The organism is Zunongwangia sp. L-65 (assembly GCF_056859415.1).
Genome location: NZ_JBSXOK010000080.1, coordinates 107,598 through 133,392 on the forward strand (window position 1 = coordinate 107,598; position 25,795 = coordinate 133,392).

Annotated in this window: 19 protein-coding genes; 4 read left to right on the top strand and 15 right to left on the bottom strand. The window is 36.4% G+C overall.

Going from position 1 to position 25,795, the window contains the following annotated elements:
* Positions 1-6 precede the first annotated feature (6 nt).
* The 3 genes from AC13DP_RS19965 to AC13DP_RS19975 form a co-directional block, all read right to left on the bottom strand.
* Positions 7-1,404, bottom strand: coding sequence for a tetratricopeptide repeat protein (locus AC13DP_RS19965; protein ID WP_483068356.1), 1,398 nt, complete (start codon positions 1,402-1,404; stop codon positions 7-9).
* A 99-nt stretch (positions 1,405-1,503) separates the two neighbouring features.
* Positions 1,504-2,691: an aspartate aminotransferase family protein gene (locus AC13DP_RS19970; RefSeq protein WP_347406824.1), complete on the bottom strand. Its 1,188-nt coding sequence runs from the start codon at positions 2,689-2,691 to the stop codon at positions 1,504-1,506.
* Entirely contained in the window at positions 2,684-4,534 is a 1,851-nt protein-coding gene (locus AC13DP_RS19975; protein ID WP_347406825.1) for an OstA-like protein, read from the bottom strand. The genes AC13DP_RS19970 and AC13DP_RS19975 overlap by 8 nt, the downstream gene beginning before the upstream one ends.
* Before the next feature lie 262 nt (positions 4,535-4,796).
* Here AC13DP_RS19975 and AC13DP_RS19980 point away from each other — a divergent pair, with 262 nt between their 5' ends.
* Both AC13DP_RS19980 and AC13DP_RS19985 read left to right on the top strand, forming a co-directional pair.
* Positions 4,797-5,579: a ferritin-like domain-containing protein gene (locus AC13DP_RS19980; protein WP_347406826.1), complete on the top strand. Its 783-nt coding sequence runs from the start codon at positions 4,797-4,799 to the stop codon at positions 5,577-5,579.
* A gap of 21 nt (positions 5,580-5,600) precedes the next feature.
* A complete protein-coding gene (locus tag AC13DP_RS19985; RefSeq protein ID WP_483068357.1) occupies positions 5,601-6,425 on the top strand; it encodes a ferritin-like domain-containing protein in 825 nt (274 codons plus the stop codon).
* A gap of 85 nt (positions 6,426-6,510) precedes the next feature.
* Here AC13DP_RS19985 and AC13DP_RS19990 read toward each other — a convergent pair whose 3' ends face one another.
* The 8 genes from AC13DP_RS19990 to AC13DP_RS20025 form a co-directional block, all read right to left on the bottom strand.
* Positions 6,511-7,785 carry an adenylosuccinate synthase gene (locus AC13DP_RS19990; protein WP_347406828.1) on the bottom strand — a complete coding sequence of 425 codons (1,275 nt, stop codon included), beginning with the start codon at positions 7,783-7,785 and terminating at the stop codon, positions 6,511-6,513.
* Positions 7,786-7,796: 11 nt separating this feature from the next.
* Positions 7,797-8,252 (bottom strand): Fur family transcriptional regulator, encoded by a 456-nt coding sequence (locus AC13DP_RS19995; RefSeq protein WP_013071152.1) that lies wholly within the window; start codon positions 8,250-8,252, stop codon positions 7,797-7,799.
* 30 nt (positions 8,253-8,282) lie between these two features.
* Entirely contained in the window at positions 8,283-10,493 is a 2,211-nt protein-coding gene (locus AC13DP_RS20000; RefSeq protein ID WP_013071153.1) for a RelA/SpoT family protein, read from the bottom strand.
* Between the two features lie 446 nt (positions 10,494-10,939).
* Positions 10,940-12,172, bottom strand: coding sequence for a M48 family metallopeptidase (locus AC13DP_RS20005; RefSeq protein ID WP_347406830.1), 1,233 nt, complete (start codon positions 12,170-12,172; stop codon positions 10,940-10,942).
* Positions 12,173-12,214: 42 nt separating this feature from the next.
* Positions 12,215-13,021, bottom strand: a complete 807-nt coding sequence (locus AC13DP_RS20010; protein WP_228252467.1) for a TrmH family RNA methyltransferase — start codon at positions 13,019-13,021, stop codon at positions 12,215-12,217.
* Between the two features lie 73 nt (positions 13,022-13,094).
* The gene (locus AC13DP_RS20015) at positions 13,095-14,408 is read right to left on the bottom strand and encodes an amidohydrolase family protein (RefSeq protein WP_483068358.1); all 1,314 of its coding nucleotides are present in this window, start codon (positions 14,406-14,408) and stop codon (positions 13,095-13,097) included.
* Positions 14,409-14,419: 11 nt separating this feature from the next.
* Entirely contained in the window at positions 14,420-17,401 is a 2,982-nt protein-coding gene (locus tag AC13DP_RS20020) for an amidohydrolase family protein (RefSeq protein WP_483068359.1), read from the bottom strand.
* A gap of 83 nt (positions 17,402-17,484) precedes the next feature.
* Positions 17,485-18,558, bottom strand: coding sequence for a DUF3810 domain-containing protein (locus tag AC13DP_RS20025; RefSeq protein ID WP_339813592.1), 1,074 nt, complete (start codon positions 18,556-18,558; stop codon positions 17,485-17,487).
* 153 nt (positions 18,559-18,711) lie between these two features.
* On the opposite strand from AC13DP_RS20025, the gene AC13DP_RS20030 reads away from it, so the two are divergent.
* Complete coding sequence (locus AC13DP_RS20030) at positions 18,712-20,586, top strand: DUF6055 domain-containing protein (RefSeq protein WP_483068360.1); 1,875 nt, start codon at positions 18,712-18,714, stop codon at positions 20,584-20,586.
* A gap of 142 nt (positions 20,587-20,728) precedes the next feature.
* Positions 20,729-22,189, top strand: a complete 1,461-nt coding sequence (locus AC13DP_RS20035; protein WP_272959614.1) for an aminoacyl-histidine dipeptidase — start codon at positions 20,729-20,731, stop codon at positions 22,187-22,189.
* Positions 22,190-22,195: 6 nt separating this feature from the next.
* Here the strand turns inward: AC13DP_RS20035 and AC13DP_RS20040 are convergent, their stop codons facing one another.
* The 4 genes from AC13DP_RS20040 to AC13DP_RS20055 all read right to left on the bottom strand — a co-directional run bounded on the left by AC13DP_RS20040 (position 22,196) and on the right by AC13DP_RS20055 (position 25,605).
* Positions 22,196-22,801, bottom strand: coding sequence for a hypothetical protein (locus AC13DP_RS20040; protein WP_483068361.1), 606 nt, complete (start codon positions 22,799-22,801; stop codon positions 22,196-22,198).
* Positions 22,802-22,881: 80 nt separating this feature from the next.
* Positions 22,882-23,997 carry a peptidylprolyl isomerase gene (locus AC13DP_RS20045; RefSeq protein ID WP_228252225.1) on the bottom strand — a complete coding sequence of 372 codons (1,116 nt, stop codon included), beginning with the start codon at positions 23,995-23,997 and terminating at the stop codon, positions 22,882-22,884.
* A gap of 40 nt (positions 23,998-24,037) precedes the next feature.
* Complete coding sequence (gldI, locus tag AC13DP_RS20050; RefSeq protein WP_272956948.1) at positions 24,038-24,592, bottom strand: gliding motility-associated peptidyl-prolyl isomerase GldI; 555 nt, start codon at positions 24,590-24,592, stop codon at positions 24,038-24,040.
* Positions 24,589-25,605: a DHH family phosphoesterase gene (locus AC13DP_RS20055; protein ID WP_483068362.1), complete on the bottom strand. Its 1,017-nt coding sequence runs from the start codon at positions 25,603-25,605 to the stop codon at positions 24,589-24,591. Before AC13DP_RS20055 ends, gldI begins: the two co-directional genes overlap by 4 nt.
* Positions 25,606-25,795: the final 190 nt, after the last annotated feature.

The window sequence follows — 25,795 nt, forward strand, 5'->3', positions numbered from 1 at the left end:
AAATTACTATGAAGCCTTTTGATAAGAATCTATTAATTGTTTAACACTTTTTCTTTTAAAGATGTCAGGGAAAAGTTCTTCAATGATAATATAATATTCCGCATCAGCTTTTAAGCCTTTTTCAAGATGCCTGTAAGCAAGATCTGCATTATTTAGCATAAAATATAAGCCGCTTAATCGATATTCAATCTCAGCAATACCGGGATAAAATTCATTAGCCTGCAGTAGATTTTGTACCGCGGTTTCCCATTCCGCAAGATTGATTAAAATATCACATCGTCTAATCCAGGTTTCCAATTCGTAATTTCCCAGATCTAAAGTTTTACGATAGCCCCGTTCAGCTTCTCTGTTTAAATCTAATCGGTTATTGATTTTTGCATAACGTTTCCAGTAGAGCACGTTTTCTTCATCAATATTAATCGCTTTATTAATATAATATAGTGCTTTTTTAAAATTTTTCTTCTTGATATAAAAATCGGTAATAGCGATCCAGCCTTTGTCCAAAAGTGGATCCTCATGTACCGTTTTTTCAAAATTTGAAAGTGCAAGCTTATCGTTACCCAGTTTTTCAAAACATTTGCCAATTCGTAAATAGGCGAAAGAAGTAGGATCGTCTAACTCTAAAGTGACGTTGTAATTTTCTATAGCCTCGATATAACGTTCCAGTTTTTCGAGTACTTTTCCTTTTTCCAGGTAAGCCCCTATAAAATATTCGTCACTTATGATGGCAAAATCGAAAGCGGCTAAAGCTTTTTTATAGTCCTTTAAATCAAAATACTGCTTCCCAACCTGATGCCACGCTACCTCGCAGTACGGATTTTTATCCAAATACATATTCAGGTATTCTATAACTTCTTCTTTTTGACCAAGAAAATCGAAACAATACATTACATTATATAAGGCAGAATAATCTTCTTCATCGGCTTCAAGGCAATTCATAAAATTGATCTTGGCATTCTCAAAATCTTCAAGAAAAAGATATTCCATACCAATCATTGAGTAGATTTCAGCAGCTTCATCTGTAACATCTAAAGCTAGTTCTAAAACTTTGATTGCCTGTTGATGTTCATCACGTTTCGAAAAGATTTGCGCCTTCTGAATATATACCTCTTCGTTGTTAGCTTCCAAATCCTGCACTTCGGCCAATAAACCATCGGCAAGATCTAATTTATCTTCAAAAACAAGAATTTCAACTTTAAGAAGTTTAAGGTTGATAGACGATGGATGCTGAGAAAGCCCTAATTTAACGGCCTTTTTAGCAAGATTTATCTTTCCGATTTCTAAATAATGATGAATAATATTTTCGAATTCGTTAGAATCAAAGAATAAAACATCATTGGTCTTAAGCATTGATTCGAAACGTGAAAGCGAGAAATTGTTATCTTCGTTATGACTTAACTGCATAAGCAAGTTGTTACTGGATTGCTGCTTTACTAAAGTTAAAAAAGGATTTAACCGAGTATCGCAGATGCTTTAATTGTTGTTAACAAAGTAATCAACAACCTAAGCTTTGTTTTTTATTTTATTTAAAACGTCAATTATAATGCCACAACCTTCTTCAATCTCTTCAATAGAAATAGTTAGCGGCGGGGTAATTCTTATAGCTGTTTTTTCGAATAGCAGCCAGAATAATATTAGTCCTTTTTCTTTACAATTTATGATGACCTGATTAGCTATATCCTCTGATTCGACAATAGCTGCGAGCATTAATCCTTTTCCTCTTACTGCTGTAATTAAAGGATGAATGAGCAATTCTCTAAAGCGTTTTTCTTTTTCTAAGGTTTCTGCCATTAATTCAGTTTCCAGAATGGTTTTCAAGGTGGCATGACAGGCCGCTGCCACCAATGGATTACCGCCAAAAGTGGTGATATGTCCCATTTTTGGATGATCAGCAAGTAGATCCATCAATTTTTCTGATGCTACAAAAGCACCTACCGGTAAGCCACCGCCCATTCCTTTTCCTATAGCCATTATATCTGGAACAACATCATAGTTTTCGAAACCAAATAATTTTCCGGTTCGTCCAAAACCAGGCTGAATTTCATCTAAGATCAGCAAGGCGCCTATTGCTTCGCAATGGTTTTTTACTTTTTTTAGATAATCATTCTGGGGTTCAATAAAACCAGCACCACCCTGAATGGTTTCTAAAATAACCGCAGCTGTCTTTTTTGTGATGCGGTTTAAATTATCGTCATTGTTAAATTCAATAAAATCAACATCACCAATTAGCGGTCTAAATGGTTTTTGGCGTTCCTCAAAATTCATTAAACTTAAAGAACCCATGGTATTCCCATGATAGGCATTTTTAGCCGCCAGTATTTCTGTTCTGCCCGTAGCACGTCTGGCTAATTTTAAAGCACCCTCAATTGCTTCTGTGCCAGAGTTTACCAGGTATACTTTATTTAAAGGATCAGGAAGGCTTTTTGCTAAAAGTTTCGAAAAATCTACAGCAGGAGCCTGGGCATATTCCCCATAAACCATCACATGCAAATATTTATCGGCCTGTTTTTTTATCGCAGTGATTACTGCAGGATGGCAATGTCCTAAACTTGTAGCCGAAACACCGGCTACAAAATCCAGATGTTTTTGCCCATCTGAGGTATAAATATAAGACCCCTTGGCATCAATAACCTCTAAGCCTAGAGGGTGTGGCGTTGTTTGTGCCTGATATTTTAAAAAATCTTTATTCAATTTTAGGGGAGGCATTTGGAGATTCAAGGCTATCTTTTTTAGTTTCCGCTTTTATTTGAGATGCTTTGATTCCTTCAAATGGGCTCTCGGAAACAGGATTTACCTGAACTCCCTGCGGAATTTTCGATTGTACAGAGGGAATGCTGTCCTGTGTCTTATCTTTTAGGTCTTGTGGTTGTAACCTGGAGTTTTCATTTAACAGCATATCACCATCTTCACGTTCATCAAAGAAATCATCAATAGGTTCAGGTAATGGGATTCCCTGAATTTTGACCAATTCAGGAGGCACCTTACCTTTAAACAAATCTTGTTTTTTTTCCAGTCTTTCGTCGCCACGCCAGTTAAAACCTTGCAAGGTTCGATTACTTTTTAATACTTGCTCTTCAGGCTTTAAATTTCCATCAACCGCCTGGTAATAATATACATCTTCGATCTGCCGTTCTTTAAAATAAACTTCAATTCTGCTCGATAGCGTTTTATTGATCCCTATAAGATCTTTATTTTCGGTGCGGCTGTAATACAAAGTTTCTGTATTTTTATCAATATTCACCTTATAAAGTTCATTTTCCTCAAATAGTCCGATTAGTAATTGGCCTTTAATTTGATTATAACCTTCAATACTATCCTTATTGATGAGGAAAGCGTTATTAAAAACTCTTAAGCTGTCTAATTGCTCTGTTTCCTTATTGCTTATAAGCTGAATGGTATCTCCAGTCATTTGATTTAGGCCAGACCATAACACCGGATTCCTTTTTACTGAAGTTGCCGAATTTTCTCCCGGATTAATATTAATGAGTCTGGTAATACCCGCTTGTTGATCTACAAAAATGGAATCACTTTTACCGCTCATATCATTTTTGTACATTCTAACATCATAAAAACCGCGAAGGATACGATTTTCAGGTTTACCGGTAACTAGTAGTGTATCACTGTGGATAAAAACCGAATCCTGATCCTGAAGACTGGCTGCTACAGGCCATTTAGTTATAATTACCGAATCTTTTTCTCGAAAAACTTCAGCATAATGTCCCGTGACTTTGCTATTATTTGCCGTATCGATTACCTGAATATTATTGGTAGCCGAAGCAAAACTTGTATTGCGATTAAAATAAAGGCTGTCTCCCAATACCGTGCGGTTATCGTAATCTATTTTTGAGTTTTTTACAAAGTAACCGGTATCACCCCGAGTGTCATAAAAACCGTGTTCGCAGTAAACCGTACTTTCTTCTCCCACTATGGTTGATGGGCCATAAAGGTAGGCATGGCCGCTTTCAGAATAAAAATCAATATGATCTGAATTTACGATATAATCGGGATTTGTAATTTTTACATTTGATAAAAAGGTGTATTTATCTTCTTCAAAATAATACCTTCCAATAGTGCTGGTTAGTACACTGGCAGTATCGGTAACTTTTCCCCCGCTTCTATAATAAGCTTCTTGTTTTATACGGTCAAAAAATAAAGAGTCTGTTTCTAAGGTTGTTTGTGGACGTTTCATTTTTACCGTGCCACTTGCGAAAGCAAATTGGGTATTACCGTTATATTCAGCATAATCACTATTCATACTAACGGTATCGCCCTGTTTCATTCTAACTTCGCCATAAGCTTTAAAAAAATTATCACTTTCGTAAAACACAGCATTATTACACCATACTTCTATTCCCTGATGTATAAAATGAACCTGGTTATTTACTTTACTCATTACTAAAGCACCCGGATATTTTTCTTCGTCTCTATACTGCCGATCGTTCTCATAATCGATTTTTCGGCCGCTATTATTTTCTTGCGCATTTACGTACGGGAGGCTAAGTAATAAGAATACTATATATAAGAAGCTTTTCAATAGTCAAAAATTTATGCAAAAATAGCGAAAATGATTGGATCGCTTGATGCAAGTTTTGTCGGTATTATAACCTTTGAAATTTACATAATCTCAAAATTGAGCGGTAAACATTGCTAAATTACTTCTTAACGGATAAGAATTATTTCTAAAAATTAGGAATAATTAAGATTTCGAAAATCGTTTTAGTAAAATATTAACGAATTAAAAAAATCCAAAGTGCAATTCGCTGCGTATGTTTAACGTAAACTAATAAGATTTAATTATGAAAAAACCAGTTGTTAAGGTGGAATTCGGAGACAAAAAAGGTCAGGGAAATTCCAGAAGAAGATTTATTAAAATGAGCGGTTTGGCATTTGCTGGATCAACTCTACTATATGCATGTAGTGAGGATGATGATTTTAATCCAGGAATGGAACCGGAACCAGAACCTACACCAGACCCAGATCCAGAAGCTTTTGATTTAGGAAGTGGAGATGTTGGTATTCTTAATTATGCTTTAGCTTTAGAACAACTAGAGGCAGCATTTTATCAAATGGTGTTAGATGGTGATTATTTTGCAGGCGCTTCTGATGAAGAAAAAACAATCATGACCGATCTTCGAAACCATGAGGTAATTCATAGAGAAGTTTTAAGAACGGCCTTGAATTCAGTGGTCGATGAGGATATGGTTATTCCTGAGTTGGAATTTGACTTCAGTGAAGCAAATGTTGATTTTAGCGACAGAACCTCAGTATTAAATACTGCATTATTACTAGAAGATACTGGAGTTTCAGCATATAATGGAGCGGGGAAATTAATTTCGAATGCTGATTATTTACTTGTAGCTGGGCAAATCGTATCTGTTGAAGCGAGACATGCTTCTGCTATTGCAGATCTGATTAATCCAGGGTCTACGGATTTTGCCAGAAATGACGTATTGGTTGATTTGGGAGGATCTGGAGTAGCTTATGATAAAGCACAAGCACCTTCTGAAATTATAGAAGCCGTAGTTGGATTGGGTGTAGTTCAAACACCTTTCACTGCAAACAATTTACCAACTGAATAATCAACTTAAAAGAAAAAAATTATGAGTTTTATAAAATTATTAGATAAGTTATCTAACGAGGAGGTTTTAAATGCAAAGACCTCAAGAAAAGATTCGTTTAAAAAAATGAAGAACTTTGGAAAAGGAGCTGCTTTAGCTTCTATTCCATTTGGTTTAGCAGCGACAAGCAATAAAACAAAAGCAGCTACAATGAATATGGCTGCAGCTGCTTTTCAGGCGTCTCCAACAGATGTACTTAATTTTGCTTTAACTTTAGAATATTTAGAAAGAAATTTCTATCAAATGGGGCTGGATACCGATGGATTAATTCCGGAAGAAGATAGAGATGTTTTTGGTTTAATTGCAGAGCATGAAAGTGACCATGTTGATTTTCTTGTTGCAGCTCTTGGAGATGATGCCATCGCAGAGCCAGAATTTGATTTTACAGGAAAAGGACTTAACTTAGATACGTTTAGCAATTATGCAACATTTATGGCTTTAGCTCAAGGATTTGAAGATACTGGAGTAAGAGCTTATAAAGGACAGGCCGGGGCATTAATCGATAATAATGATTTATTGACGTATGCACTTCAAATTCATTCTATAGAAGCTCGTCATGCTTCTCAGGTAAGAAGGATGAGAGGTGAAAAAGGATGGATAACCCAAAACAATAATACTTTACCTGATGCTTTTAATGCAATTTACGCAGGTGAAGAAAATCTAACTATTGGAGGATTTGATCTTTCTAGTGTAGATTTTAGTGCATTAGGAGGCAACGATGCAGTTACTGAAGCTTTTGATGAGCCTTTAACTATGGATGAAGTAAATGCTATTGCCACTAATTTCATCGTAACCAATGATAATTAATTAAATTGGTTTTACTTATAAGTGTACGAAAAAAGGCTGTTGAAAAACAGCCTTTTTTTTATATCAAAATCGATAAAATATTGATCTATTTTCTTGTAATTGTCTGGGTTCTATCAGGACCTACGGAGACTACAGAAATTGGTACATTCAGTTCTTTTTCCAAAAAGGCTACATAATCATTAAACTCTTTTGGAAGTTGCGAAGCTTCTGTCATTCCGGTAAGATCTGCCGACCATCCTTTTAGTTCGGTATAAACCGGAGATACATTTTGCTCTTCAATATTGTAAGGAAGATGTTTTATTTCTTCTCCGCGATATTTATAAGAGGTACAAACCTTTAAAGTATCAAAACCACTTAAAACATCACCTTTCATCATGATAAGCTGGGTAATCCCATTAACCTGTACGGCATATTTAAGTGCTACTAGATCAAGCCAGCCACATCTTCTGGGTCTCCCTGTAGTTGCTCCAAATTCGTTACCAACTCGTCCCATTGTTTCTCCAACTTCGTCAAAAAGTTCGGTAGGGAACGGGCCACTACCAACACGGGTTGTATAAGCTTTAAAAATACCAAAAGCTTCACCAATTTGTCTTGGAGAAACGCCAAGTCCAGTACAGGCTCCGGCAGCTGTAGTATTTGAAGAAGTAACAAACGGATAAGTGCCAAAATCAATGTCTAAAAGAGATCCCTGTGCACCTTCAGCTAGAATAGTTTTACCGCTAGCCTGGGCTTGTTGTAAGTATTCTTCACTATCGATAAACTGAAGTGATTTTAAGGTTTTAACCGCTTCAAAAAATTCTTTCTCTAATTCGCTAAGATCATATTGTACATCTGCATCGTAAAAATCGATCATTTTTACATGCTTATCTGCAAGGTTTTGGTAGCGTTCTTTCCAGTCGTCTAATTCTAAATCACCTACTCTAATTCCGTTTCTTCCGGTTTTGTCCATATAAGTAGGACCAATTCCTTTAAGGGTAGAACCTATTTTGGCTTTACCTTTAGAAGCTTCAGAAGCTGCATCTAATAATCGATGTGTAGGTAATATTAAATGTGCTTTTCTTGAAATTAATAATCGGCTTTTATAATCTACATTATGTTTTGCCAGATTATCTAGTTCTCTTTTAAAAATTACAGGATCGATCACTACTCCGTTACCCACAAGGTTTACGGTGTTTTCGTGAAAAATTCCCGAAGGGATGGTGTGTAATACGTGTTTTTGCCCGTCGAATTCTAAAGTATGTCCTGCATTGGGACCGCCCTGAAAACGAGCAATAATATCATATTTAGTGGTGAATACGTCAACAATTTTTCCTTTGCCTTCGTCTCCCCATTGAAGCCCGAGTAGTAAATCTACCGCCATGAAAATTATACTTAATTAGTTGATTTTTTAATGCCGTAAAAATATAAAGAATGTTTGTCTATTTTGATATCAAACACTTCTTCTATGGTTTGTTTAATGGATTGAATTCTTGGATCGCAAAACTCGATCACTTCGCCAGTATCGGTAAGAATGATGTGGTCGTGCTGTCTGTCGAAATAGGATTTTTCATATTGCGCCTGATTTTGCCCAAATTGATGTTTACGTACCAGTCCACATTCTAATAATAACTCGATGGTATTGTATAATGTAGCACGACTAACACGATACTTTTTATTTTTCATTTTGATATATAAAGATTCAATATCAAAATGCTCATCATTATCATAGATTTCCTGTAAAATAGCAAAACGTTCAGGGGTTTTTCGGTGCCCTTTATCTTCCAAAAACTTGGTAAATACGTTTTTAACTACTGCCTGGTCGTTCTTATTTACAACTTTTTTACTCATAATTTTTTACTGCCGCACAAAGGTATGCGATTATTCACGGGTAACCTTATCTATCCCGTTAATTTTTTTCAGTCTGTTTATAATTTTTGTCAAAATATCATTGTTTTTAACGACCACGGTAATACGCCCACTAAAAATTCCGTCGTCACTCTCAAAATTGATATTCTTCATATTAACATGCATATTACTCGATATTTCACGGGTAACATCGCTAACAAGACCAATATTATCTATTCCATTTAGTTTAATGACAGCTTTAAAATCTTGCTGAGAGCTATCTACCCATTTAGCCTGAATAATACGATAAGCATAATTGCTTTGTAATTGTATAGCATTGGGGCAATCTATCTTATGTACCTTTATTCCTTCATTTACAGTTACAAAGCCAAAAACATCATCTCCCGGAATAGGGTTGCAGCAATTAGCCAGTTTATAGCCCAACTCGTCTTCTTCCTTTCCAAAAACTAACTGGTCATAATTTGCGGTAATTTCATCTTTATTAAGATCGTGGTTAACTTCTGGTTTTTTGCTTATTTTTCGTTTAATGTAACTCACCAGCGCATTGCTTCGGGAGGCTGCGAATTCTTTTAGTGCCTGGTTATCTATTTTTCCAATACCCACACGATAAAACAAATCCAGACTTGTTTTTAAATGAAAATGGGCTACCAGCTCATTTACCGTTTTTTCGCTAAAAGGAATTTTTTGCGCTCTGAGCTTCCTTGTTAAAACAGCTTTTCCTTCTTCCGCAATTTGCTTTTTCTCGTCTTTTAAAGAAGATTTTATTTTAGCCCTGGCCCTTGCGGTATTGGCATAATCCAACCAGTTGATGTTTGGTTTAGCGCTATCTGAGGTAATGATCTCTACTTGATCACCACTTTTTAAAACATGACTTAGCGGAACCAATTTGTTATTTACTCGTGCTCCACGGGTGTGTGTACCAATTTCTGTATGAATACTAAAGGCAAAATCGAGTGGTGTAGAACCTTTTGGCAGAGATTTTAAATCTCCTTGAGGTGTGAACACAAATATTTCTTTAGAATATAAGTTCAGTTTAAATTGTTCTACAAAATCCACGGCATTTACCGTAGGGTTTTCTAGAACTTCCTGCAGCCGGTTTAACCATTCTTCGATACCCTGTTCTTCCTTTTCGTCGGCATTTTTGTATTTATAATGTGCTGCATAACCTTTTTCGGCAATTTCGTGCATTCGCTCACTACGAATTTGCACTTCTACCCAACGACCTTTTGGTCCCATTACGGTAATGTGCAAGGCTTCGTATCCCGTAGATTTGGGCGAAGAGATCCAATCACGCAAACGGGTGGGGTTGGGTCTAAAATGATCGGTTACTACAGAGTAGATTTTCCAGGCCAGGAATTTTTCGTTGGCCTGATCGCTTTTATAGATAATACGAATCGCAAATTTGTCGTAAACTTCGTCAAAACTGATGTTTTGCGCATTCATTTTGCGACGTATCGAAAAAATGGATTTTGGTCGCCCTTTTATTTCGTAATTTAGGTTTTCCTTATCTAGAGAATCCTGAATGATTTTAGAAAACTCATTGATATAAGCATCCTGTTCTTCTTTACTTTCTTTAATTTTGGTTAAAATATCCTGGTAAACTTCAGGTTCGGTATATTTTAACCCTAAGTCTTCAAGTTCGGTTTTTACGTTGTATAATCCGATTCTATGCGCTAACGGAGCATATATATAAAGTGTTTCTGAAGCGATTTTTAACTGCTTATCCCTGCGCATGGCATCCATGGTTTGCATATTATGCAAGCGATCTGCAATTTTGATAATAATTACCCGAATATCATCATTTAGCGTAAGGAGCATTTTTCTGAAATTCTCGGCCTGTAGAGAAACATCCTTATCTTTTTTTAGACTTGAAATCTTTGTAAGCCCGTCTACGATTTTAGCAACGGTTTCCCCAAACATTCTTTCCAGGTCATCGAGGGTGTAAGAGGTATCTTCAACCACATCATGGAGTAGGGCAGCAGCGATAGATGTAGCATCCAGACCAATTTCCGAAGCTACGATTTTTGCCACTGCAATGGGGTGAAAAATATACGCTTCACCAGATTTTCGACGCTGATCTTTATGTGCATCAACAGCGGTATCAAACGCCGATCGGATGAGTTTCTTGTCCTCATCGGTTAAGGTTTGATAGCTAATCCTTAGCAGTTCTTTGTACTGCTGTGCGATTTCTTTATTTTCCTTTTCTATAGCTGCCTCTGTCATATTTTAAAAATACATAAACAAAAATCAATTAGCAATAACCACATTGCAATTAGCACTTATCAGTAATCAGTTAGCGATGATTATTAATACTTTAGCTTCCGGTAAATTCAAAAAATTTTTTTACAACTATAACAGCCATCGAACTAACTTTTAACTTTCAAATTAAAAAACATCCCTCCCGATAACTATCTGGATTGTCTAGATGACCGTAGCGTTCAAAGTTGAAAAGTTTAAGGTTTAAAGTTTTGTCCTAAGTGAAATGCAGAAGTCTTTTTTTCTATATACAGTTACACTTTGCGGTTTACAATGTATAGCCATTTAAAATTAATTTCATCCTGCTTTCTGCCTGTAGCATGTTATTTCTCTTCTCTTCTCTTTTTTTCTTTTCGCTATATTCTAAAACCTCGTTCTGCAATTCTTTTCTCGCCAAAATCCCCTTTTCTTACTTAATTCATCAAATTCCGGTAGCGCTGTAAAAGGCTGGGATGTGAATAATGCCAGAAGACATAAGTTTTATGTGGCGTTAGATTACTTAAACTGTTTTTGCTGAGTTTCTTTAAACTGCTAATTAAATCTTTGGCGTTGTAGGTTTCTTTTGCGTAATTATCTGCCTGATACTCAAATTTTCTGGAGATCAGGTTCATCATTAGTCCCGTTATTTCTGAAATGGGACTATACAAAATTCCGAAGGCGATCAAACCAATGTGAAAGCTTGGTATTTCTACGCCTAAAGCTTGTGATAATAATGGATTACCTATAAATAAACTTAGTAGCCAGAGTGTGAAACCGGTCGTTAAAACAGAAGCTACCAAATTGAAGATGATATGTTTTCTTTTATAATGCCCAACTTCGTGTGCAAGTACCGCAACAATTTCCTCTTCTTCTAAATCATTCACCAAGGTATCGAAAAGCGTAATCCTTTTTTCAGTTCCGAAACCAGAGAAATAAGCATTGGCTTTGGTACTTCTTTTAGAGCCATCGATAATAAAAATATTATCTAATTTAAAACCAACACTTTTAGCATAGTTTTCGATTTTGGTTCTTAATGAACCATCTTCAAGTGGACTTTGCTTATTAAACAATGGTACAATAAGTTTCGCATAAAACATATTTAGAAATATGGAAAAAACAGCAACTAATATCCAGGCATACCACCAAAAATCTGATCCGGCAAATTGATAAAACCAAACGATAAGGGCCAAGATGCTACCACCAAGAAGTAACATTAATAGCCATCCTTTTAATTTATCCACAAAAAAAGTAGATTTTGAAGTTTTATTAAAACCATATTTTTCTTCGATTACAAAAGTAGCGTAGTAGGAGAAAGGCGTGGTAAGGATATCGCTTCCAATCATAATAATTCCAAAGAAAATAAGGGAAATTATAGTTTCATTATCCGAAAATCCCCTGGCGATATTGTCTACCCATTCAAAACCGTCCAGAAATAGAAAGCCTAAAGTTAAAACAAGCGAAAAACCAGAAGTTAAAATTCCAAATTTATAGTTTTCTTTTTTATAGCGTTGTGATTTTTCGTACTCGTCCCGGTCGTAAACATCAGACAATTCGGCTGGAATTGGGTCATCAAAATGACGCGCATTTAGGGTATCCAATATTTTATCGAAAATAAAGTCGGCTAAAATGAGCACGACAATAATGTAAAATAAAGTTTCAGGATTCAAATTGAGAGTTTTTAAAATTGAATAACAAATTAAATGCCGAATCTACGAAAATGATCGTTGTCTTTTTGCCTCGAAAATAAGAATTCCGGCAGCCACAGAAACGTTCATACTATCAATGGCTCCGTTCATCGGGATAATAATATTTTGTGTTGCTGCCTCCCGCCATTCCTGGTTAAGTCCGGTTGCTTCAGTGCCTACAACAATGGCCGATGCTTTTGTAAAATCTATTTCAGTATAAATTTCTGAAGCCTGTAAAGCAGCGGCATAAATAGCAATATTTTTGTGTTGAAGAAATTTGATAATTTCAGCAGTGGTTCCTATAGCGATCTTATTGGTGAAAACACAACCTACACTAGATCGAATAATATTGGGATTGTACAGATCGGTTTTTGGATTAGCAATTAAAACCGCATCAACATTCGCCGCATCAGCGGTCCTAAGTAGCGCTCCAATATTTCCAGGTTTTTCAGGGGCTTCAGCTACTAAAATAAGCGGATTATTATGGCTAAAATTCAGCTTTTGCAGAGCGTTTTCTTTTGAAGCAAATACCGTAATTACACCTTCGGTGCTTGTGCGATAGGCCAGTTTTTGATATACTTCCGAAGATATCTCGATAATTTCGGCGTCAGCATGTTCAAAATCGGGGATTGATTTAAATTCATTTTCAGAAAAAAAATCCGGACAAAAATAGACTTCCAGGAGTTTAAAACCTCCCTGAAGTGCCAGACCGGTTTCCCGTAGACCTTCAACTACAAATTGACTTTCTTTTCTACGATTTCTGGATTTATCCTGAAGCTGTAATAGGTGTTTAATGCGTTTATTTTGAGTGCTGGAAATTATTGTATTCATAAATGCAAAAATACTAAAAAAAGCTGCCCAATGTTGAGCAGCTTTTGTTTGAATTTAATGGTAGTTTTACAGGTTATTCTTCTGCTTCCTGTCTTTCATATTTTTCCATATAACGCTTCCAAAGTTTGGTTTGTCTGGTATCAAGACTAATTTTTCTTCCCTGAATAAAAGCATCAGTAAGAATATTGGTCCTCATATCCAAGGCATCGCCTTCACTAATAAAAAGTGTAGCGTCCTTACCTTCTTCTAATGTACCGGCAAACTCGTCTATTCCAAGGATTTTAGCGGTGTTACTGGTGATTAGTTTTAAAGCCTCTTCTTTGTCAAGACCGTAAGCCACTGCCGTACCGGCATAAAAAGGTAAGTTCCTGGAATTCATGCGCTCCATGCTACCGCTGCCTTCAATCCCTACAAGAATCCCTTTTTTTGATAATTCGGCTGCTAATTTGTAGGGTAAATCATAATCGTCATCATCCTGATTTGGTAAGCTATGTGGTCTACCTGTTAAAACCCCAATGTTATTAGCTTTAAGTTCATCTGCAACTTTTAATGCGTTATAGGCACCAACAATCACAAGATCATGCAGTTTTTCATCTTTTTTAAATTGAATAACATCAAGTATTTCTTTTTCTCCATTTACATGAATATATACTTTTTTATCACCGTTAAAAACGCTTTCCATCGCAAGATAAGGAAGGTTGCTTTCTTTTCTATCTCCTGCCAGGTAGGCTTTAGCTTCAGCAAAAAAGCTTTTCAATTTTATGATATTTTCCTGATATTCTTTACTAGGTTTTATCCCGGGATCTTCGCCCATCCACCAGCGACCGCGGCGAACACTGTTTGGCCAGTTAATATGCAAACCATCGTCTGTTTTAACAGCGGCATCTTCCCAGTTCCAGGCATCAAACTGTACGATAGATGAAGTACCAGAAATAAATCCGCCTCTTGGTGCGATCTGCCCTAGTAAAACTCCGTTTGGCCGCATTGTTTCAGTAACCTGGCTTTCTGCATTATAAGCGATCAGGCTACGAATATGTGGCAGCATTTCACCAATTTCATCTTCATCGTCTGTAGCTCTAACGGCATCGATCTCCACCAGACCTAGCGTAGCATTAGGAGCTATAAACCCTGGATAAATATGTTTCCCTTGCGCATTAATAATTTCGCCTTTGGCTTGAGAAGCCGCTACAGCTGCGTCACCAACTTTAGTGATTTTTCCATCTTCAAAAATAATAAGGCTATTTTCTATAATTTCGCCATTGCCTATATGTGCGGTTGCACCTAAGATGCTAACGGCTTCAGATTGCTTGGCAGCTGGCATTTGTTGTGCATTTAATCCTAAAACAGAAATAAATGCAAGTATATATGTGATATTAAATAATTTCATTTCCTGAATTTTTATCGGATTGCTTCCATGGTGTCACAGTGTGCTTCAATTTTCTCTTTCTTAACAATGGGCTGTGTTTTCATTCCCTTGTTTTTTGCCTGAAGCATTTGCGTGATAAGCTCACTTTTTTGTTTTTGTAATTTTTCTCTCATCGCTTTATCACGTTCGATATCAAAATAAACAACGCCTTCAATCATTGTTTTTTCAGGCTTAGCGTATACTGATAATGGATGATCGCTCCAAAGCACTAAATCGGCATCTTTACCTTCTTTAATACTACCAACTTTATCGTCTATATGAAGTAGTTTGGCAGGATTTAAGGTTACAAATTTCCAGGCTTCTTCTTCAGAAACCCCACCATATTTCATGGTTTTAGCTGCTTCCTGATTAAGACGACGACTCATTTCTGCATCATCACTATTAATAGCAACTGTCACCCCCTGGCTGTTCATAATTGCAGCGTTGTATGGAATGGCGTCTTCGACTTCATATTTATACGTCCACCAGTCTGAAAAGGTAGAGCCACCTATATTACGTGCAGCCATTTTGTCGGCAAGTTTATATCCTTCAAGAATATGTGTAAAAGTATTAATCCTGAAATCCATGCTATCAGCAACACTCATCAGCATATTGATTTCACTTTGCACATAAGAGTGGCAGCTAATAAATCTTTCGTCACGTAAAATTTCAGCAAGCGTTTCCATTTCGATATCCTTACGATAAGAATCGGGATTTGCTTCTTTATTTTTCATATATTCTTTAGCGCGACCAAAGTAATCTGTAAACACCTGCTCTACCCCCATTCTGGTTACCGGAAAACGATTACCGCTTCCCCAGTTGGATTGTTTTACGTTTTCACCTAAAGCAAATTTTATGAATTTAGGAGAGTCCTCGAAAATCATATTATTGGCAGAAGCTCCCCATTTTAAACGTACGATTGCGGATCTTCCACCAATAGGGTTGGCAGAACCATGCAGTAATTGGGCCGTAGTTACACCACCTGCAAGATCACGATAAAGCGCAATGTCGGATGGGTCTATTACATCTTCCATACTAACTTCAGCCGAAGAATTATGACCGCCTTCATTAATGGAAGAAAGGGCGATATGTGAATGCTCGTCTATGATGCCAGAAGTTAAATGTTTTCCTGTGGCATCTACAACGCTCGCGCCACCTGCCCTTAAATCTTTACCAATTTTAGCGATTTTTCCTTTTTTTACGAGAACGTCGGCATTTTCCATAATACCTTGTTCTTCATTTGTCCAAACAGTGGCATTTTTGAAGAGGATATCTTTGGCTTCTGGCATTTTTTCAAAACCATAAGCCTCATTAGGAAAAGTAACCGGTAAAACCTCTGGATGTTTACTTTCTTCTTCTTCTTTTTTGTCTTTATCTGATTTTGCTGCTGAAGATTGTTTGGTTGCTGTAAAAACGGTAGTGTCTCCGTTTGGTAAGATTGCTTTACCGCTAATCTTATCTGATGCTGAAGGCACATTGGCCGATAATCTGATGAATTCAGTTTTAGTAGTATCCGGAGAAGAAATTAGCAAACTCATCCAATTGTCTTCAAAACTTAGCTTGGAACCCAGTTTAACATCTTTGGTTTCGAGTTTTGCATTTGGCTTCTCGGCAGAACCGGAAATATCTAAAGTGTAGGTTTTGCCATCTAGCTCAAGATCGTATTTACCGGTAATATCTGTCGTATTCATTGTATTGATAACGGCTTTTTCTCCCTGAACCCAATTTTCGAAGATTTTGGTATCTTTTTCAAAATAATCGCCAGAGGTTATAATGAAGTTGGCTAAGGCTCCTTTCTTAATCTCTCCCAGTTTTCCAGACTGGCCAATGATTTTAGCCGGGGTTATAGTTAATGCGGCAAGTGCATCTTCCTTAGAAAGTCCGTATTCTATTGCTTTTAGCAGGTTTTCCTTAAATTCTTTTGCAGGATCCACGCCTTTTGTTGTGATGGTAAATGGCACATTGGCTTCTGCAAGCATTTTTAAATTAGCTGGCGCCTGATTCCATCTTTTCATTTCAGCAAGGCTTAAATATTCCGCCATAAAAGGATCTTCAACATCGTAAGCTGCAGGAAAGCTTATAGGGATTATGTATGTGGCACCAGATGCTTTAATTTCATCTAACTTTTCATATTCAAAACCACTACCCAGAATGGTGTATTCAATACCAAATTCATTACCTATTTTAGCAGCTCTTAACTCGTCTAAAAGATTATCTGTTGTGAAAATTTGGGTAAGGTTTTGGTTGCTGTTTACCGCTTCTAAAGCAAGATCTTTATTAGTCGCATTTCCATTTCCATACCATTTTGCATCTAAGTACACCTGTCTTATCAAAGCCATAGCTCCCATGACAGAAGAAGGATAAGATTGCTGAGATTTTACACTTTTATCGAATGATAAATATTGGGCGGAACGATCTTTTAAGATTCGATCGCCCTCGGTACCATTAGGGTTTAGCGCTACTAAAACGCCACTTCCGCGAATAATACCATCCGGGATATGCGTGTTTACAACTCCAAATCCGCCACTATGATATTTACCCGCTTCTTTAGGATCATAGCTGAAGCTTTCTACCGCATTTTGCTCCGGTCTAATATGATCATTCCAATAAAAACCTTCACGGCTTGCTTCATATTGTCCCGATCGTCCAAAGCCAGATTCACGTTCTGGTTTTTTAATTCCCAGTTCGCTGTAAAGATCGATAAAAGAAGGATAAATGTCTTTGCCATCCAGATCGATAATTACGCTATTTTTAGGAATAGAGATGGATTTACCAACTGCAGTAATTTTTCCATTTTGAATTGCAAAGATTCCTTTTTCGATAGTAGAGGTGGGGTCTACATGAATATTTGCATTTTTAAATACAGTGTAATTGGTGTTGGTTGTTTTAACTCCCGAGTTTGTGGGGAAATATTCCTGGGCTGGTAAATTAACAATTCCCAGAAATAAAAAACATAGTAGAAATTTATATTTCATAAATGTTAGGGGTTTGGTTAAAAATGTGATTTAATTTATAAAAAGGAGAAAATTAAGAAAAAATTAATAAAATCTTAATGCTTTTAAAATGCATTTTCTGTGTTTTTATAATAATTAACGAGAAGAGCAACCACATAACTATAACTTCGTAAACCATCCTGTTGATTATTAACAATAAGAAAACGATTGTAAAAAGCCTGAAACAAAGGTTCTAGCGGGTTTTGATGTTGAAGCCAGAAATCTTCAACTTCCTGGTAGTTTTTTAAAATTCCGGGATGTAGCTTTTTCATTAATGCTTCGCCCACTTCTTGATCTCTTCTAAATAGTTCTGCTAAACAATAACGAAGAGCAAAGGTGAATCCGCAATACCTAAAAAAAGGGTCGGGATGGTTAATCGTTACAAGACAGGCTATAAAGTTGGCTTCGTTCTCTTTTGCAAAACCTAGCTGGTGACCAATTTCATGGCTTGCTGTAGTGGGAATTTTAAAGGGTAAGATAGTGGTGTTAACCTGAGCTTCTGCTGTGAATGGGTTTAAATAGCCATTAAATCCCATATAGGTTAAAGGCCAACTAAAAAGCGATCTTTTTAAGCTTCGTCCCTCGTATGTTAATTCGGGAAAATCTTTTTTTATATGGTCATAACCTTGGACGGTAATGTCAAAAATTTCTTCTTTCGAATAGGGTATGTCGACTTTTACAGTGTCATTTTGGACAATTTCAAGGTGAATTTTATTGGATTGTTCAATTAGTTTTTCTGTAAGCAGCACGAGCTCTTCCTTAGAATATTCATTATCGATATCTAAAGATTGATGAAGGGGAAAACGGTAATAATTAAATCCCCAGAAAAAATGAAAGCAAAAATATACGATCGAAAGTGTTGCCAACATTTCCAGCATCCATTCTTTTGGCTTTTTTAATCGTGTTTTAATCCTTTTTGCTAACCATCGGAGTATAAAAACCGTCAATATCGTATATAAAAGATCTCCAAATGAAAAAGGAAGGATACCAAGTGACCACCGCATTATTCTGGAGATGTAAGGATAAATCCCGCGACTATACCAACTTTCTATTAGCCATTCATTCCCTGCTAATAATTTGATGAGGATGATTTGAATGGGCAATAAAATAGCCAGAATTATTTGAGACTTATTTTTCACAATTTCAAAAATAGGATTTTTAACCGGGGAATATAACACTACTTTTTCTCTATATGTTAATTTAATCGAAGTATAGGTGAAGATAGTAGCAATTTTAATTTAGGTTACTTTATAATATTGGTGGTAATTATAATCTACTTAAAATTTTATTTCATGAAATTACTTAAAAAACTATGGTTATTTTTTGTTTTAACGTTATTTCTTACAAATTGCTCTATGGAGGAATCTTTTGAAGAAACGGCTGATGGAAAAGACCCACAAGATGTCCCATCTGAAGAAGTTGAGGAGAACCAATCAGCTGATGAATCAGCACTTTTAGTTTATATTCCTAATGAATTTAGCGATATGGACTTTGAAGATCCAGAAAGTACATGGTCTTATACTCGCAGCCGTGAATCTGAACATTTTATCGTTTTTTGGGGAGGTGGATATGGCGATAATGATCCGGGATCAGTGAATACAGCAGCAAAATATCGTATTGATATTGATGATCTTTTAACCCGGGCGGAAGATTTTTATGCCCTGAATATTGGAGAATTAGGTTTTGCAGAACCAAATGCAGGGAATTCTAATTTGGATCAGTATAAAATGATGATCTTTCTTTTTTATCAGGATGAATGGCTTGCCACGGGAGCGGGTTACGATGATACGATTGGTGCTTTATGGATTAGTCCCAATACTGCTCAACCCGTAGGGCACACCATCGCTCATGAAATTGGTCACAGCTTTCAGTATCAGGTGTTTGCTGATCTGGCTAACGGACACGGATTTAGATACGGTTTTGGCGGGAATGAAGGAAATACATTCTGGGAGCAAACAGCCCAATGGCAGGGTTTTCAATCTTATCCAGAACAGGTTTTTACTGCTGCCGATTTTAATGTGTATGTTCAGAATTATAATAAACATATTCATCACGAAGATTATAGATATGCCAGTTATTTTATACATTATTACTGGACCTCTTTACACGGTCAGGATTTTATTGGTCGTTTGTGGCGGGAAGCTCAGGAACCAGAAGATCCTGTGCAAGCCTATATGCGATTAACCGGGATTAGCCTAAGCGATTTTAATAATGAAATTTATGAAGCGGCTACAAAATTTGTAACCTGGGATTTCGATGAATTGAGAAATTTTGGTGAAGATTATATAGGAGCGCAACGTTATAAATATACTACCCAGCCAGATGGCAGCCATATGGTAAGCATAGATTATGCTCCTCAAACTACAGGTTACAACGTGATTCCGCTAAACGTGCCCGATGCTAATACCCAAGTTAGTGTTGATTTCACAGGACTACCTAATGCAGCTGGCTTTAATAATGTAAACGCTTCGATAGCTGGTTGGCGTTATGGTTTTGTTGCTTTACAAGAAAACGGAACCAGAGTTTATGGTGAGATGAATCAGCAGAATCAAGCCACGGCTTCTTTTGTTGTACCCGAAAACACTACACATCTTTGGTTAGTGGTTACCGGTGCTCCAACTGAATATGAACCGCATGCATGGGATGATGATAATACGAATGATGAACAATGGCCATATAAGGTTTCTTTTTCTGAAACCAATATGTTAGGAGTTATAGAACTTCCTGAAGATAGTGAACCTCACAATATAATTTTAAATTATGATGTCTCTTTTCCTGTGGATAATGAAAATTATAGCGGAGCAACTATTTCTTTGAATACTGAAGAGCTCGCAGAGGCTTTTTTAATGCAGCCTAATCAAATTTTAGATGAGTTAGGTGATTCTATTCAGTTTTATGGTGTAAACAGTAATGGAGATTTGATTGCTGAAACTACAGCAAATGGCTATGGTCATTGGTTCGATGAATCTGGAGATTTTATTGGTTGGGGCGATGCGGCTATGGTATATTCCGAATTTGAAGGAACCAGTTTTAATTTTAAAATTGGTCAGTATCCAGGGCATTCAGTTGCAGGAGATAAGTATACTATACAACAGGCACTGGTATACGAGTACGAACCTGGTAACTTTGTTCAGGCCACCGTAATATTTAATATTAAGATTGAATAAATTGTTAATTTAAAATTGATAGGGGGATTCGATCGAATCCCCTTTTTTAATTTAAGTCCTAAATTAAGATATTATTATAATTCTTGTCTTTAATTCTCAGTTAAATAGCGTTATTTTTGAAAATACATCAAAAAATATAAAAATGAATGATGAGATAAGGGATTTACAACCCAAAGCGCTTTGGCATAACTTTGCAGATTTAAACGAAGTTCCCAGAGCGTCCAAAAAAGAAGACAGAGTAATCGAATTTATTAAAAACTTTGGTGAAAACTTGGGGCTGGATACTCAGGTGGATGAAACCGGTAATGTGGTTATACGTAAACCGGCAACCACCGGTTTAGAAGATCGAAAAACCATTGTTTTACAATCCCATTTAGATATGGTGCATCAAAAAAATAACGATACGAAATTCGATTTTGATACACAAGGAATAAAAATGTATGTAGATGGCGATTGGGTAAAAGCTGAAGGTACAACACTTGGAGCGGATAATGGTCTTGGCGTCGCTACAATTATGGCTATTTTGCAAAGTGATGATATCCAACATCCCGCCATCGAAGCACTTTTTACAATAGATGAAGAAACCGGAATGACCGGGGCAAAAGGTCTTTCTCCAGAGTTATTAGATGGGGACATTTTACTGAATTTGGATACCGAAGAGGATGATGAAATTGGAATAGGCTGCGCCGGTGGTATCGATATTACGGCTTTACGCGAATATGAGGAAGAAAATATCCCTGATAATAGCGTGGGTTATAAAATTGTAGTGAAAGGATTGCAAGGTGGACATTCTGGTATGGATATCATTAAAGGACTTGCAAATGCCAATAAGTTAATGGCTAGATTATTATATACGGCATATCGTGATTTTGGATTACGAGTATCTGAATTACAGGGTGGCGGATTACGCAATGCCATTCCGCGTGAAAGCGAAGCTTTTGTAGTTGTTGATAAAGAGGATACTAACTTTTTTGTGCAACAAATGCTGATGTGGATCGATGAGATTAAAAAAGAATACGCCAGTTTGGAGCCCAATATGGATATAGGTATTTCTGAAGCCGAAATTAATGGAAAGTTGATGAAGGTTGAAGATCAGATGGAGATAATAAAAGCCATTGCATCTGCCCACAATGGAGTTTATAGAATGAGTCCCGAGATTGAAGGTTTGGTTGAAGCTTCCAATAATATCGCTAATGTTGTTGTAGCTAATGGAAAAGCGAAAATTAAGTGTCTTACAAGATCTTCTGTAGAATCTACTAAAAGTGATCTCGCGCATAGCTTACAGGCAAGTTTTGAGCTGGCGAAGTTTAAAGTAAAACAATCTGGCGAATATCCTGGTTGGGCGCCAAATCCAGCTTCCGAGATCTTAAAAGTTCTAGATGAAATTTATCAAAAGCAACACGGTGAAAAGGCTCATATTGCTGCCTGCCATGCAGGGTTGGAATGCGGAATTATAGGAAATCATTATCCTGATATGGATATGATCTCTTTTGGTCCAACAATAAAAGGGGCCCATTCTCCAGACGAGAGAGCAAGTATTTCTTCCACTCAAAAATTTTGGGATTTCACTCTCGAGATTCTAAAAAATATTCCGAAGAAATAGAGAATATTAGATTTCCTTCTGAATAAATTCGTAACAGCGATAGCTGAATTTGTTCAGAAGGTTTTTCCATACTTTGTCTAGATTAGTATTTTTGTTATCGTAAGCTACATATTTTTTGATAAGCATTCCTTCTCGTGGTTGAGCTTCAAAATTAATATCAGATTCAATGACAGCTGAGGTATCTTTAGATTCTACTTTACCAATAATTTTAAATTTTACCTTATAACTTTCATAAATACCTATAAACTCTCTTTCATTATAGGTATATACATTTTCATTTTTGACAATTTCTTTAAAAATTAAAGTATCTACTGAAATTTTATATTCTGAATTTTGGGATGACAAATTGAAATTTCTTTTTTCAAGATCTTTTACTAATTCTTTATTGAATTTGTTGACTATTTCCTGTGAATCTGTTTTAAAGTATTTTTTGAGAAAATAAGAATCATCATCGTAGATTTTAATTAGTTTAGGTTTGAACTGTAGGCTAGCATTTTGAGAAGTTTTAAATTTTCTATTTTTCCACCTATAGTCGTTCTTGAAGTTATTGGTGTTTAATAGATTGCATGATGAGACAATAAAGGTAAATAGAATTAAGATGAATTTTTTCATGATGAATGAAATAAAATTATCTGATTAAAACGAAAAAACTGCCGTTTTACCGGCAGTTTTTCTAGCTAACAGCTAACAGCTTATTTAATGTCTACCAGATCTACGATAAAAACTAAATCGGTATTCGGTTCGATTGGACCTCGACCTCTTTCGCCATAGGCTAAATGGCTTGGGATATATAAAATGGCCTGATCACCAACTTTCATTTGTTGAACTCCTTCATTAAACCCGGCGATCATAGGAGCATCTGGGCCATAACTAATATTTAGGGGAGCATAACCACCCTGCATACTTCGCATTTCATTGAAGATATCCCATTTTTTTGCTACCTCTTCTTTGCTGGTGTCAAAAATACCACCATCGGTAAAGTAACCTTCATAATCCACACCAACGTTTTGCCCAATTTTAGGTTTTGGACCTTCGCCTTCTTTAAGAATATAAATTCCTAATCCACTATCTAATGTTTTAGCTTCGTCTTGATATTTTTCGAACATCGCTTTATTTTCAGCTTTTGCTTCTTCAAGTTTTCTGGCTTCTTCTTCTTCAGCTTCTTTAATTTTCTGAAGTTCGTTTTCAAAAACCTTAGGCGCGTCGAATTTTCTGGCAGATTTCCCTTTCCTAATAATTTCAACTGAATTAATGACTACATCTTTTACAGGTCGATCACTAGGGTCGGTTTCTACTTTGCCTATGGCATCAACAACATCCTGTCCTTTTACGACTTTTCCAAAAACGGTATGTCTTCCATCTAAATTTGTAGTAGGAGCAAGGGTAATAAAAAACTGGCTTCCATTTGTTCCTGGGCCTGCATTGGCCATAGAAAGGATACCTTTAGATTCATGGCTTAAGCTGTCGATAGTTTCGTCAGGGAAACGGTAACCCGGGCCACCACGACCTGTACCGGTAGGATCACCACCTTGTATTACAAAACCATCAATGATTCTGTGAAAAATAATTCCATCATAAAAATTTTTGTTTTTATAAGTACTGTCTACCATTGTGCTGTTTCCTTCAGCCAGTGAAACAAAGCTGGCAACAGTAATCGGGGTTTGCTCATAATATAGCTCGGCTATAAAAGGCCCCATAGAGGTATCAAACTTAGCGTACATCCCGTCTTCTAAATCTGGGTAGTCGTCTTTACAGGCTGTAAAAGCCAAAACAATAGCACTTAAAAGTAAAAGGCTAAATTTCTTCATTATATAAATTTTAATTTTAAGCAAAAATAAATAAGATTTTTTAGTTTATAGAATCCTGTTCCCGGATAGAATGTAAAGTAACTGTAGTTTTTATTGGAATATTAGTTCCAATTCGATCTTTATCGCCATAATATCCAAAAGCTTTGTAAGAAGGGAATAAGAAAGTAACCGTTTCCCCGGCTTTCATCAATTTTAAGCCATCTCTTAAACCGCTAAACAAGTTTTCCTGATCTATAGCATATTCTTTTGTTGGCTTTTCGCCTTCACCGTATATCGTTTGGTCATTTAAGGTTTGAATATAATAATCGAAATTTACAATATCGCCAAATTCCGGTTTTGTTTTAGAAACGGAGTCGGCTACTTTTTTATTATAGAAATACCAAAATCCGCCATTACTGGCGATATAATTTTTACTACTGTCGTTTGCAATGATCTTTTTTATTAAAGATTCTTCTTCTGCCAAAAGCTTTTTATTTCTCGCTACCGATTCGTTGATATAACTTCCTGAATGTTGACTTACGGGATAGCGAGCTTCTGGAGATTTACAGGAAACCAATGCAGCGATAAATAATAAGCTAAAAATTAGTTTTTTCATGCCTGAAGTTGTTCTTTATATTCAGGAAGCAGTTTGTTAAATTCTACGATGGTGTCGTTCATGGACATTTCACTTCTTCCGCCAGCAGCATTATTATGACCACCGCCATTAAAGTGAGCCCTTGCAAAGGTATTTACTGAAAAATCGCCTTTAGAACGGAATGAAATTTTAATGATTCCTTCCTGTTTATTTTCAATAAAGATAGCTGCAAAAACAATTCCATCTAAAGAGAGCCCGTAATTTACAAAACCTTCAGTGTCTCCTTTTTTAAAGTTATGGGCATCTAATTCTTCCTGTGAAATGGTAATATAAGCGGTTCTAAACTGTCGGTTGACTTTTAAATTTTGCAAAGCTTTCCCTAATAATTGTAAGCGACTTTCAGAATTCGTATCAAAGACATCCTGATGAATTTTGCTATTTTCGGCACCTTTTTCAATAAGATCTGCGACTACGCGGTGGGTGTTTGGTGTAGTGCTTGAAAACCTGAATGAACCGGTATCGGTCATAATCCCAGTATACAAACAGCTGGCAATTTCAGGAGTGATTTTGTTTTTAGCACGAAGCCGTTCTATAAAATGATATACCATCTCACAGGTAGAACTCATGCTGGTATCGCTATACGTATAGTCTGCATAATTTGCCGGTTCCTGGTGGTGATCGATCATTATAAAAGTTGCTTCACTAGCTTCTAATGCCTGTTGCATATCACCACAACGAGATAGATCATTGAAATCTAAAGTAAAAATAATCTCTGCTTTTTCAATAATGTCGTCGGCCAGTTTTTTACTTTCTTCATATATAATCACCTGGTCGTTACCAGGTAACCATTTCAGGAAATTAGGGTATTCATTAGGAGCGATAACATTGGCATTATGTCCTTTATCCTTTAGGAAATGCATCAAAGCCAACGTGCTTCCCATCGCATCGCCGTCTGGGCCTTTGTGAGGAACAATTACTATATTGTTCGCTTTGGATAATTCGGCCGTTATTTCTAAAATATATTGCTCTATCATAAGAGTGTAAAGATACAATTTAATGCCTCATTCAGGCTTTAATTCCATTGAAGCTTGATTCGAATTTATAAAATGTTTTCCTATTCTTACGTCGCAGCCTTGTTCCAAAATCATCAAATTCGATTAGATTCAGTACCGCTTGTAGAACCTAAGGAGGTAAAAAGTTTAACAAGTGATATTTTATCATTAC